10 protein-coding genes and 1 rRNA gene are annotated in these 11470 nt (G+C 65.6%); 5 read left to right on the top strand and 6 right to left on the bottom strand.

Annotated elements, in window-relative coordinates; genetic code table 11:
- Window positions 1–37 precede the first annotated feature (37 nt).
- Entirely contained in the window at window positions 38–868 is an 831-nt protein-coding gene (locus B4K74_RS07120; protein ID WP_286692357.1) for a PhoH family protein, read from the bottom strand.
- A gap of 318 nt (window positions 869–1186) precedes the next feature.
- Here B4K74_RS07120 and B4K74_RS07115 point away from each other — a divergent pair, with 318 nt between their 5' ends.
- Window positions 1187–1714 carry a gamma carbonic anhydrase family protein gene (locus tag B4K74_RS07115; protein WP_286692356.1) on the top strand — a complete coding sequence of 176 codons (528 nt, stop codon included), beginning with the start codon at window positions 1187–1189 and terminating at the stop codon, window positions 1712–1714.
- On the opposite strand, the gene B4K74_RS07110 is transcribed toward B4K74_RS07115, so the two are convergent.
- The gene (locus B4K74_RS07110) at window positions 1711–2238 is read right to left on the bottom strand and encodes a PAS domain-containing protein (protein ID WP_286692355.1); all 528 of its coding nucleotides are present in this window, start codon (window positions 2236–2238) and stop codon (window positions 1711–1713) included. The two genes, B4K74_RS07115 and B4K74_RS07110, sit on opposite strands and share 4 nt — an antisense overlap.
- Window positions 2239–2601: 363 nt before the next feature.
- Between B4K74_RS07110 and B4K74_RS07105 the strand changes: the two genes are divergently transcribed.
- A complete protein-coding gene (locus B4K74_RS07105) occupies window positions 2602–3261 on the top strand; it encodes a hypothetical protein (RefSeq protein WP_286692354.1) in 660 nt (219 codons plus the stop codon).
- A 127-nt stretch (window positions 3262–3388) separates the two neighbouring features.
- On the opposite strand, the gene B4K74_RS07100 is transcribed toward B4K74_RS07105, so the two are convergent.
- The 4 genes from B4K74_RS07100 to hfaA all read right to left on the bottom strand — a co-directional run bounded on the left by B4K74_RS07100 (window position 3389) and on the right by hfaA (window position 9051).
- Entirely contained in the window at window positions 3389–6289 is a 2901-nt protein-coding gene (locus B4K74_RS07100; protein WP_286692353.1) for a M16 family metallopeptidase, read from the bottom strand.
- Between the two features lie 143 nt (window positions 6290–6432).
- A complete protein-coding gene (gene hfaD, locus B4K74_RS07095; RefSeq protein WP_164461917.1) occupies window positions 6433–7683 on the bottom strand; it encodes a holdfast anchor protein HfaD in 1251 nt (416 codons plus the stop codon).
- The gene (gene hfaB, locus B4K74_RS07090; protein ID WP_286692352.1) at window positions 7610–8623 is read right to left on the bottom strand and encodes a holdfast anchoring protein HfaB; all 1014 of its coding nucleotides are present in this window, start codon (window positions 8621–8623) and stop codon (window positions 7610–7612) included. Before hfaB ends, hfaD begins: the two co-directional genes overlap by 74 nt.
- Entirely contained in the window at window positions 8620–9051 is a 432-nt protein-coding gene (gene hfaA, locus B4K74_RS07085) for a holdfast anchoring protein HfaA (RefSeq protein ID WP_286692351.1), read from the bottom strand. The genes hfaB and hfaA overlap by 4 nt, the downstream gene beginning before the upstream one ends.
- 116 nt (window positions 9052–9167) lie before the next feature.
- On the opposite strand from hfaA, the gene B4K74_RS07080 reads away from it, so the two are divergent.
- The 3 genes from B4K74_RS07080 to B4K74_RS07070 form a co-directional block, all read left to right on the top strand.
- Window positions 9168–9851 (top strand): rhomboid family intramembrane serine protease, encoded by a 684-nt coding sequence (locus B4K74_RS07080; RefSeq protein WP_286692350.1) that lies wholly within the window; start codon window positions 9168–9170, stop codon window positions 9849–9851.
- Window positions 9852–9959: 108 nt separating this feature from the next.
- The gene (locus B4K74_RS07075; protein ID WP_123287183.1) at window positions 9960–10388 is read left to right on the top strand and encodes a CBS domain-containing protein; all 429 of its coding nucleotides are present in this window, start codon (window positions 9960–9962) and stop codon (window positions 10386–10388) included.
- Between the two features lie 746 nt (window positions 10389–11134).
- Window positions 11135–11470, top strand: a 16S ribosomal RNA gene (locus tag B4K74_RS07070); the annotation flags it as partial.

Genomic DNA, 11470 nt, shown 5'->3' with positions numbered 1-11470 from the left:
GGTCCCCCTCCCCCGTGAACGGGGGAGGAGCAACTGATCACAGCACCCCGATCATGCTGGCGACCAGCGGGTGGCGGACGATGTCGCGCTCGGCCAGTTTGACGACGGAGATGTCCGGCACCGCCTGCAGACGTTCGGCGACGTCGGACAGGCCCGAGATGCCGGGCAGCAGGTCGGACTGCTGCGGGTCGCCGGTGACCACCATGGTCGAATGCCAGCCCAGCCGGGTCAGCAGCATCTTGAGCTGGACGTAGGTGCAGTTCTGGGCCTCGTCGACGACCACGAAGGCGTTGTTCAGCGTGCGGCCGCGCATATAGCCGATGGGGGCGATCTCGATCAGGCCCTCGGCCATCAGGGCCTTGACCCGCTTCATGCTGAGGCGGTCGGACAGGGCGTCGTAGAGCGGGCGCAGATAGGGGGCCAGCTTGTCCTCCATGTCGCCGGGCAGGAAGCCGATCGATTCGCCGGCCTCGACCGCCGGGCGGCTGAGGACGATGCGACCGACCTTGCCGGCCTCAAGGGCCTCGACCGCCTTGGCCACGGCCAGATAGGTCTTGCCGGTGCCGGCCGGCCCGAGCGCCAGAACCATGTTGTGGGCGTCGATGGCCTCCATCAGGGCGGCCTGACCGTCCGACTTGGGCTTGAGCGTCTTCAGATAGGCCTGGTCGCGGTCGTCATTGGACGGATAGGGAGACCAGCCGCCGCCGCCCTGTTCACCCCGTCGCGGCCGACCCTGACCCACATGCGGCGGAAGACGCCGGACCTTGGCCTCCTGAATGAATTCAGGCGTATCGAGGACACCGAACTCGCGGGCGGCTTCGCGGGTCTGACGCTTGAGGGCTGAGCGCTTGGTCATGGACGACTCCAGGGCATGAAAAAAGGCGATACCGAAACGGCACCGCCTGACAGGGCTTGGGGGAGGAATTCATCGCCGATGGCGACGCAACGACCGGGGTCGGGACGAAAGCCGCGGGAGGCGGCCCTGTCTTTGAGAGGGATGTCGTTCAACGGGTGACCCCGTCGATCCCGGCACACCATGCGCCACCTCCGAAAGCGACTGCGCCGGGCGGAAAACCCGACGGCGAGGCCAAGATCGGTCTGATCTCGAATCGCCTCAACATCCTGATGCTAACGTGGTTTAAGGAGTGTTAAAGCCACTATCTGCTGAATATAGGGACGGGTTCGGATGAGTGTTCACACCTTGGGCGACAAGAAACCTCAGCTTCCTCCCGAGGGGGAATACTGGATCGCGCCGAACGCCACCGTCATTGGTGACGTGATTCTGAAGGCGGGGGCCAGTGTCTGGTTCGGGGCGGTGGTGCGGGGCGACAATGATCCAATCACCATCGGGCGCGACACCAACATCCAGGACGGCAGCGTGCTGCACTCCGACCCCGGCGAGCCGCTGACCATCGGCGACGGGGTGACGGTCGGCCATATGGTCATGCTGCACAGCTGTGAGATCGGCGACAACAGCCTGATCGGCATCGGGGCGGTGGTGCTGGGCCGGGCAAAGATCGGCAGGAACTGCCTGATCGGGGCCAACACCCTGATCACCGAGGGCAAGGAGATCCCGGACAATTCGCTGGTCATGGGCCAGCCCGGCAAGGTTGTGCGGACGCTGGAGCCTGGTCAGATCGAGGCGCTGAAGGCCTCGGCCGCCCACTATGTCGCCAACTGGAAACGCTACGCGTCAGACTTGTCTGAAGGTTAGGCGACGCGCCGGCCCTGCAGCGCGATCAGCTGGGGCCGGGCGCGGGGCGGTTCGCCGACGGCCAGACTGGCGTGGGCCGACAGGCGCGTGGGCGGTCGGCTGACGGGCTGGCCAAAGCCGCGCGGGCGGTACAGGCCAACGATCCGGTCGGCGCGACCGCTGGGCCCTCTCAGGGGTGCCAGAGGCATTTCGATGCCGCCGGGCAGGTGCGGGCAGTCTCCGGTCAGGATCACTGGCCGAATCTCGCGCAGGCATTGGGCCAGAGCCGATTCGACCAGCGGCAGCGACGCGTGGTCCCACAGGTCGCGCCAGGCATGGCCGCTGAGCGGGCGCCCGTGCAGCGCCTCGATCCAGTCGCCGGCCAGACGGATGCGGCTGGCTTGCGGGCGATAGTCCAGCAGAAACAGCCGGGTCACCAGCGGCCCCAGCGACAGGGCGTCGAGGTCCCGCCGGTCGGGAATACGCGAGGCGCCCGGAAGCGCGCTCCAGGTCTCGATCAGCCGTGTTGTCTCAGTATGAAACATCCCGAACGCTCCTGACGGAGGCGTCGCAAGGCGGGGGCCACGGCAAAGCGCAACGGAAACGAAAGGGTTTGGCCCGCATCCTTGAGGGTGAACGGCCCGGTTCTTGCTGGACTCGCGGCGACTGACCACTGAAGGAGACCTGCGCATGCGGGTGCGGATTATCCAGGGACTGGTGGCGATGGCGGGCTTTTTTGCCGTTATGGCCGCTGCCGATACGGCCCAGGCGCAATGTGGTTCGGGCTGTCACCCGCCGCCCCCGCCTCCGTGCTGTGAGCCCCCCCCCCGCCGCCGCCACCTCCGCCGCCGCCCAATCCGTGCTGCGAGCAACCGCCCGCCCCGCCGTGCTGCGGCGGAGGCGGCAATGTGAATGTGAACATCAACGTCAATGCGAACGCCAATGCCTCGGCCTCGGCGCGCATCAACGCCCGGGGCGGCTCGACCGTGGTCGTCGGTGGCGGAGGTGGCGCCTATTTCAGCTCGACGCCGCGCTATCCGACCACCATCCAGGGCCTGAATGTCGAGGGCGGACTGATCCGCGAGACGATTCGCGTGCCCTATACGGAGGTGCGCCGGTTCCGGAAGCGGGTGGTGATCCAGGCGGTCTGTATCGACGACCGCAATGTGCCCCATCCGGCCTCACAGGTGCGCGGCGATCGCGAGATCTTCGAGGACTACGAGGGCGAACTGTACCGCTGCCTCGCCGGCAGCTGGCTGCAGATCACCATTTCCGAATATGAAGGCGAGACCCGTTCCGATCACGGCGAGACCATCGTCTGCCGCAAGGGCGAGGCCCTGTGGTACGGCGGTCGCGAAAGCCGGATGGAATGCCGTCCGCAGCGCCCGGAGCGGGACTGTAACGAGCGCTCGCTGCTGCGCCGCTATGGCGCAGGGGTGAAGATCCTGACCCTCTACCGCGAGGAAACCTATACCGAATACCGGGAAGAGATCGTCGAGCGCGAAGGTCTGGCTATATCGGGCTCGTTCCTGATGCTGGACGGCGGCGTCGGGTCTCGCGGCTATTGATCGCCAGCCTGAAGGGCGGGTTCAGCCCCCCTTCACGTGCGAGATCGCAGACTACAGGCGACTGGCTTCTCTGTCGGTCCTCCTGAGAGAAACTGGCCCCGGAGAGCGATCTCCGGGGCCTTTTTTCTTACTCGGTGGAGGCTTCGGCTTCGGCCTGGGCGCGCGGGGTCACCTGGATGCGGTAGGCCTCAGAGGGCACCAGATATTTCCGCGCCACGGCCTGGAGGTCAGCCGGAGTGGCCGACTCCATGTCGCTCAGCGCCGAACGCAGGGTCGGCAGGCGCTCCGGATCGGTCTGGGCGTCCTGAAGCTCGGACATCCAGAAGCCGTTGGTGTTCTGGCTGCGGCGCAGGGCCTCGACGCGCGGGCGACGGGCGCGTTCCAACTCGTCCTCGGTGACCGGGTTGGCGACCAGATCGGCGGCGATCTGGTCGACGTCGGCGAAGAAGCCTTCCAGCTTCTCGGGCGGGGCCTCGATGGCCGCCGACATATAGCCGTAGCCTTCGAAGGTGCCAGACGCGGTGGCGCTGACCTGCGGGGAATAGGTCACCGCCTGGCCTTCGCGCAGTTCGTCGATCAGGCGCAGACGCAGCACATCGGCCAGCAGGCGGACCATGCGGGCCTCACGCGGGTTGCTGAAGTTGTCACCGGTCGGCCAGGCGACGAAGCCCAGCGCCTGATCGGCGCGGCCGCCGTGCTTCAGCTCGACCGGCTGGGCTGTGCCATCCGGGAAGGTCGAGGTGCGGGCCTCGGCCGACGGCGTGGCGGCGGGGCCGCGTGCGGGCAGGCTTCCGACGGTTGCCGCGACGGACTGAATGGCCGCATCGACATCGACGTCGCCGACGATGATGACCTCGATAGGACCCTGCGACAGGTCGCTGCTGACCAGGGTGCGCAGGTCATCGATCGACCATTCGGCGATCTGCTCCAGCGTCGGGATGGTCCAGCGGGCGTCGCCCGAGCGCAGCAGGCCCGATCCGTCGCGCGCGAAGACACCGCCGGTGGTCGCATCCAGCTGCGGCAGGACCAGACGGAACTGGCCGCGGGCGCGCTCGAACGGCTCGGGACGCCAGCCGGCATCGGTCAGATAGGCGGTCAGAACCTGCATCTGCAGGTCCAGATCCTCGGGCCGGGTCGTGCCGGACAGGCGATAGGACTCTTCGTCCGCCGACAGGGAGACACCATACACCTTGCCCGACAGGACGGTTTCGAGCTGCTCGGCCGTCAGCAGGCCAAGGCCGCCCTCGCCGAAGGTCTGGCCCAGCGCCAGCGCGGCGGTCGGCTCATCGGTCGGCAGGGACAGGAAGCCCGTCCCGGTGCGGATCGAGACCAGCACCTGATCGTCGGTGAAGTCGGTCGGCTTGATGGTCAGGCGCACGCCGTTGTCGAAGGTGACAAAGGTGGTGCCGATGTCCTCGACGACCTCGGTCGAGGCGACCGTGCCGGGGGTGCCGAACTCGGTATAGGGCCAGTCGACCCGGGCCTCGGCCTCAAGGGCTGCGACCTCGGTCTGCTGCGAGGCTTCATAGGCGGCGAGGATGGCCGCGTCGCCGCCCTCGATGGCATCCGGGCCGGTGACGAAGATCAGCGGGCCCTGACCGGTGAAGGTCCCGTTCAGAACGTCATTGACCTCGTCCAGCGTCAGATCGGCGACAATGGCCTCGAACATGGCCAGGTCAGTCTCGGGGGCGGTGAAGACCTCATCGTTGTTGACCGAGGCGGCGAGGCTGTTGGCCAGATTGGGCGTGCGGCGCGTGGCGGCCCCGGCGACATTTTCCTCAAGCGCGGTGCGGATCTCGGTGATCTCGCGGTCCAGCTCTTCCTGGGTGATGCCGAACTCGACGATCCGGCGCTGCTCCTGGTCGATGGCGGCAAGCGCGCCGTCCCAGTTGCCGTCCTGGTAGACGGCCGAGACCGTGGCCACCTCGGCCGAGCCGAACAGGTTCGAACGGCTGCCCGAGGCGCCGATGAAGGGAGGGTTCTCACCCCGGGCCAGGCGCTGCAGGCGGCGGTTCAGCACGCGCAGGCCAAGGCCCTCGACCAGACCCTCACGCTGGACGGCCATGGTGTCGGGGCGGGTGTCGGGCGGATTGACCCAGGTGATCTGGATCGAGGGCTGGACGCCGGCCTCGATATAGGAACCGGCCTCAAGGCTGCGCGGCTGGACCGTACCCAGCACCGGCTCGGCGCCGTCGGCCGCAGGATTCTGCCAGTCGCCGAAGGTGGCGATGATCTTGGCTTCCATGACGTCGACGTCGAAGTCACCGACGGCGATGACGGTGGCGCGCGACGGGCGGTAATAGGCGCTGTAGAACTCGACGAAACGCTCTCGCGGCGCGTTGGCCAGCACCGAGGTCGAGCCGATCGGCAGACGGTCTGGGACCAGCTGGTCCTTCAGGAAGAAGTCGAGCTGGGCGATGACCGAGCGCAGGCCCGGCCCGGCGCGCGTGCGCTCTTCCGACAGGACGATGCCGCGCTCGCGGTCGATGGCGTCGGCCGACAGGGTGGCATTACCGAGCATGTCACGCAGGATCATCAGCGAGGTGTCGACGGTTTCCTCGTCGGTCTGGGGCAGGTCCAGCTTGTAGACGGTCTCGTCAAAGCCGGTGGAGGCGTTGGTGTCGGCGCCGAAGGCCAGGCCCAGACGCTCGAGGGTCCGGGTCAGCTCGCCCTCGGGGATGTTGGTCGAGCCGTTGAAGGCCATGTGCTCGATGAAGTGGGCCAGACCCAGCTGGTCGTCATTCTCCATCAGCGAGCCGGCGTCGATGCGGACGCGCAGAGAGGCCTGTCCCGGCGGGGTGGTGTTGCGCACGATGGCATAGCGCAGGCCGTTGGGCAGCTGGCCGAAGCGGACGGCGCTATCGGCCGGGATGTCGCTGATCTCATGGGCCCACGGATCGGAGGGGCGCATGGCGTTGGCCGAGACGGCGGCGGCATCCTGGGCCTGGACCAGGGACGGCAGGCCTGCACCGGCGATCACCGCCAGGCTGGAGGCGGCAACAAGCAGAAGGCGGCGGGGAGAACGCATCGGTACAACTCCGTTGGGCGCGCGCAGCGTCCTGACGGAAACCGGGCGTGCGGGATCGAGAGGCCCGAACATCAGGCCGTCTGGATCACCCTAGCGGAGGGAGGCGGGGGTTTGAACGACCGGAGCGCGTTTATTAACGAGAGTTAATTTCCGCTGCGCGAAACATAGAAGGTCGCAGCGTTGCCGACGGCATTGGTGCCCGTGATCACGGCGCGGTTCGTGCCGTTGATCGTGGTCTGGGCCGTGGCGCTGACATTGCCGCTGTTGGCCTGATTGTTCGTGGCGTCGATGTAGCCCGCGCAGTCGGCACAGGCGAAGCCGGTCACGACATTGCCCGCCGCATCGGCCCCGACATAGGCGTCATAGCCCTGGGTGCCCGAGACCTGGGCGTTGACTGCCACGCCGCCCGTGTTGATCTGGGTGTTGTCGATCTCGACATAGATGTCGTTGTTGCCGACCGAGACCTCATTGGCCACGCCGCGCGCATAGGAATTGACCGCGCCGTAATCGTAGGAGGTGACGATGGACTGGGACTGGATCTGGCTGGAATTGTCCTGACGGGTGGTGGCGACCACCGATCCGCCCTGATTGGACAGGACCACGCGATTGGCCCCGGCATTGGCGCGGCCGGCCAGATCCCAGGAATTGCCCGCATTGGCGCTGACGCCGGAATCGATGATGCCGCCGGTCGAGCGCTGGTCGATGGTCATGTTCTGACCGGTGACAGAGGTGCCGGTGACGGACACCACATTGGCGACAGCCTGGGCCGTGAACTCGGCCTCCGCCGGGATATACTGGGTCGCGGCATAGTTGGAGGCGCGGATGTTGGCGTCCGACCACTGCACGGCGGTGCCCTCGAAATAGCTGCGTTCGCCGCCGAGGGCCACGGTGTTGCCAATGGCCGAGGCGTCGATATAGGCCCCGCCCAGCAGGCGCTCATTGCCTTCGGCCATCGTCGAAGTGGCGACGATCTCGACGTCGCTGACCGTCTGGGCCGAATCGACCGTCAGATTGGCGTCAGAAGCGCTGAGGCCCAGATAGTTGCCATTGGCCTGGGTGACACCGCTGACCACGCCCTCGGTGTCGCCGCCCAGTACAAAGGTGGTGTCGGCGCGCACGTTGCCCTGCATCGACTGGGTCGAGGTGACAGTCATGTCGCCGCCCTCAACGCCGCCCGCCAGGCTGTTGCCGGTCGCGGAATTGCTGACGGTCACCTGCTCCGACGAATCGACCACGTCCAGCGTCTGCTCGGCGAATACGTCGCCGAACTGCATCTGTTCGTTCAGGACAATCGACGGGTCCTGATCCTGCGCGGCAGCCTCAGTAGCGACTGCGGCGCACATCACCGTCGCGGCGATCATGCCAGCGAGACGGATCGGCACGAGTCTGGCCATTGTTCGTCTCCGTATTGGGATAGGCGGGGTAGTAGTTGCCGGTCGGGCCATAGGTGTCGCGCAGCAACTCGTTCTGCGTATCGAGGCAGATTTCCGGGCCGGGAGCGCCGTACAGATTGGCCATGAATTCGATGACGGCGCGCTCGACCAGCGAGCGAACGGCCAGCTGGACCGGCTCGAACCCGCCTTCGCCGGCGGAGATGTCAAAGATGTTGCCGTTCAGGAAGTCGAACACCCCGGCCGAGATTTCCCGACCGATGATCTGCTTCTGATACGAGACCACATCGACGATCTCGAGCGAGGTCGTCTGCACCAGACGCAGGTCCAGGGCGACGTTCATCACATACATGCGGCCCTGGAAGACGCCGGAAAACGGAGTTTCGGTATCGGCCTGTCCGCCGCCAAAGTCCCAGCCCGCTGAGCGGATGTTGTAGTTCACCTCGGTGATGCCACCGACGATATAGAAGTCCGAGCCCGGGACCTGGCCGGCGATGATGCGGCGGTAGCCGGGGTCAGCGGGGTCGCCCGTGCCTTCGTCGCCGATCAGCTTGTTGTTGGCGTAGCGTAGTTCCAGCTCGGACACCGAGGTGTCGAACCGCTCGACCATGATCGCGCCCGACTTGGCCAGGGCCGAGGTGGCCATCAGCGAGGCGCCGCCGGTGATCTGGCGGCCGCCATCCGGCGAGATGGTGCCTGTATAGTCGGCGATCTGACCCACGGCGATGCGGGGCGAGGGCAGGCCATAGGTCCGCGCATAGTCCGCCAGACAGAACAGGGCGGTGGAATAGGGGGTCGGGTTGGCCGTCACGGGCGCATTGCCGATCGGCGTGGCATAGAGACCGGCATTGCTGGCGACAGGGGCAATACAGCCGGACAGCATGGCGGCGGCGCAGGCAGCAGCGCCCGGTTTCAGCCAGCGAGAGATCGGGGAGGGGCTCATGGCAGGTCAATCGTTCCGTTCAGCGCCGTACCGGCGTTGATGTTGCCCGTATTGGTCTGGGTCGAGTTGACGATGACGGTGTTCCAGTTGCCCTGGACGACGACATTCAGATTGTTGCCGATAGCCGTCGCGCCGCCGATGGTCGTGCGGCCGCTGCCCTCGCCATTTGCCCAGTTTCCCCAGCTGGAGACGCCACCGCTGGTCCGCGAATAGGACGAGGCGCCGGTCTGGATCAGGCCGTTGACGATCAGGCGATTGCCGTTCTGGTCGCGGGTCGAGCCGGTCTGGGGCCGGGCTGTCGTATAGCGCGCCGCGCCATAGCCTGCCTGGAAGGGGGCCGTGGAGGAGCCTCCGGCGGATTGGGCCTGGGCCGCAACCGGAAGGGCCAGAAGTGTCGCTGCAGCCGCAGCCGCCAGTTTCAGTCGCATAGGGCGCTCCCGCGCTGTCTTCATTCCGGGGCAGACACAGCAAGCCCCGTGCCAAAATGGAGCAGGGTTATTAAGAAGCGCTTGAGATCGACAGCGGGCATGCGCATCTCAGGGACATGAACAGCCAACCTTGGGGAACCGGCCCGGCAGCGCCGCTGCCGCCTACCCGCGAGCCGATTGTAAAGGTGCCTCCGGCCGCCCTCGTGCTGGCGGTGTCGATGCCGGTGCTATTCTGGTTGCAGATACGCCTGCCCGACATGGGCATGACCTGGGCCTTCTATCCCGTCGACCTCGGGCGGACGCTCGGCTGGCCGGGGATTGTCACAGCCATGCTGCTGCACGGCAGTTGGACCCATGCGGCCCTGAATGCGGTGACCTCCCTGTGTTTTGCCCCGCCCGTGGCGCGGATGCTGCCGGGATGGCGCGGGGCAGGGGTGTTCGCCCTCTCCTATATAGGGTGCGGGATCATTGCCTCACTGGGATATGGCCTGCTGCATCTGGGGAGCAGTGATCCGATGGTGGGGGCGTCAGGTGCGGTGTCCGGCCTGCTGGGCGCGGCCATCCGCCTGATGGGGCGGCCGTCCTGGGCGGGCCCCAAGCCCCTGAAGGATCGCCGCACCCTGACCATGGTGGGCGTGCTGTTCGCCATAAACGCTGTGGTCGGGCTGATCGGCTATGCGCCCGGGGCGGAAGGCGCACGCATCGCCTGGGAAGCCCACGCTGTCGGCATGATCGCCGGATATCTGGCAATCGGCCCCCTATTTCGATGGTCGCGCAAATGGGCGCCCCTGTTCGGCTGAGGCGTTTGCGAATCGCGCCCGATTTGCGTCCGGGCGGCGACTGAGCGATCCTGTGGCTACGAGCGGCCCGGTCCGCGGCCGTTCAGTCTCATGAGGGAGGAACGCCGTATGCTTGTCACCGAGATTCTCAAGGACAAGGGCGACGCTGTCTTCTCGGTGTCGCCGGCCCAGACCCTGGTCGAGGCCTGCCGTGAAATGCAGGCCCGAAAGATCGGCGCAGTGATGGTTTGCGACAGCGACCGGGTCGTGGGCGTGCTGTCTGAACGGGATGTGGTGCGCGCTGTTTCCGCATCGGGCCCGGACGCCCTGTCCGAGGCTGTATCCATCTATATGACACGCGACGTGGTGTTCGCCGAGCCGACCGACACCGTGGCCATGCTTATGAGTCGGATGACCGACCGCCGGATCCGGCATTTGCCCGTGCTGCGGGACAAGCGGCTGATCGGGGTCATCTCGATCGGTGATGTCGTGAAGTGCCAGATCGAGGAAGCCACGCGCGAGGCCGAAAGCCTCAGGACCTATATAGCGGCGGGCTGAGCCGCCGCGGGCCCGAAAGATGCCTGAATTCGGCGATCCCGACTCTTTCAGAAATTCGTCACGAAAGGCGGTTTCGGGGTTGCAGTCTGAAGGGGCGCCTCGTATATCGCCGCCTCGCTCGGAAACGGGCCGACGACGGAACGCGGGGCGCCACGGCGCACAGCAATCCAGGTGGAAATAAAGAGCTTCTGGTTCTTGCTTCCTTCACAGTCTTCGGTTAGGTTCCGCGCCTTCGATCGAATCGTCGGACTGCCTCGGGGAGGTGTTTGCATCTCCCTCTGGCGCTTTGCGGCCGGATCACCCCGAACGGGTTGAAACAGCCGGAAAAAAGCTCCGAAAGTTCGGTTGACACGGGAATGGCACCTCTCTAGAGACGCCGCTCCCGCCGCCCACGGGCCTCTCGAGGTTCTGACGGCGGGCCGGTGAAAAAGTTCTCTTCGGAGCGCTTGACACCAACCACCGAGGCGACTACATCGCCGCCTCCGCCGCAACCGGGCGCTAAACGGTCGGGCCGCTCCGGTGGCTCACGGTCTTTGAAATCGTTGATCTGGAAAGAGAAACGCAGGCGGCGGTGTTCTAAGATCGGTTCTTCGGAATCGATTGTCGACACTGACATCTGCGGTCTTTTTGAAAAGACATACCATGTAACCGGTCTTCGGATCGGTGAACGTGGGATCTCGTCAAGAATACGTAGAACTAAAGCCAAATCGGATTTCGGTCCGAAATGCTTAGGTCAGAAGTCAACTCAACCTGAGAGTTTGATCCTGGCTCAGAGCGAACGCTGGCGGCAGGCCTAACACATGCAAGTCGAACGGACTCTTCGGAGTTAGTGGCGGACGGGTGAGTAACACGTGGGAACGTGCCTTTAGGTTCGGAATAAGCCCGGGAAACTGGGTCTAATACCGAATGTGCCCTTCGGGGGAAAGATTTATCGCCTTTAGAGCGGCCCGCGTCTGATTAGCTAGTTGGTAGTGTAATGGACTACCAAGGCTACGATCAGTAGCTGGTCTGAGAGGATGACCAGCCACATTGGGACTGAGACACGGCCCAAACTCCTACGGGAGGCAGCAGTGGGGAATCTT

Origin of the sequence: Brevundimonas sp. UBA2503, assembly GCF_002341485.1 — a bacterium.
GTDB classification, from domain to species: domain Bacteria; phylum Pseudomonadota; class Alphaproteobacteria; order Caulobacterales; family Caulobacteraceae; genus Brevundimonas; species Brevundimonas halotolerans.
The sequence above is the reverse complement of the archived record's forward strand: the minus strand, read 5'-3'. Positions and strand labels throughout refer to the sequence as shown.

Coding starts and splice junctions, on each gene's coding strand:
- B4K74_RS07115 (WP_286692356.1), top strand. CDS start 1,187: ATGAGTGTTCACACCTTGGGCGACAAGAAACCTCAGCTTCCTCCCGAG.
- B4K74_RS07110 (WP_286692355.1), bottom strand. CDS start 2,238: ATGTTTCATACTGAGACAACACGGCTGATCGAGACCTGGAGCGCGCTT.
- B4K74_RS07100 (WP_286692353.1), bottom strand. CDS start 6,289: ATGCGTTCTCCCCGCCGCCTTCTGCTTGTTGCCGCCTCCAGCCTGGCG.
- hfaD (WP_164461917.1), bottom strand. CDS start 7,683: ATGGCCAGACTCGTGCCGATCCGTCTCGCTGGCATGATCGCCGCGACG.
- hfaB (WP_286692352.1), bottom strand. CDS start 8,623: ATGAGCCCCTCCCCGATCTCTCGCTGGCTGAAACCGGGCGCTGCTGCC.
- hfaA (WP_286692351.1), bottom strand. CDS start 9,051: ATGCGACTGAAACTGGCGGCTGCGGCTGCAGCGACACTTCTGGCCCTT.
- B4K74_RS07080 (WP_286692350.1), top strand. CDS start 9,168: ATGAACAGCCAACCTTGGGGAACCGGCCCGGCAGCGCCGCTGCCGCCT.
- B4K74_RS07075 (WP_123287183.1), top strand. CDS start 9,960: ATGCTTGTCACCGAGATTCTCAAGGACAAGGGCGACGCTGTCTTCTCG.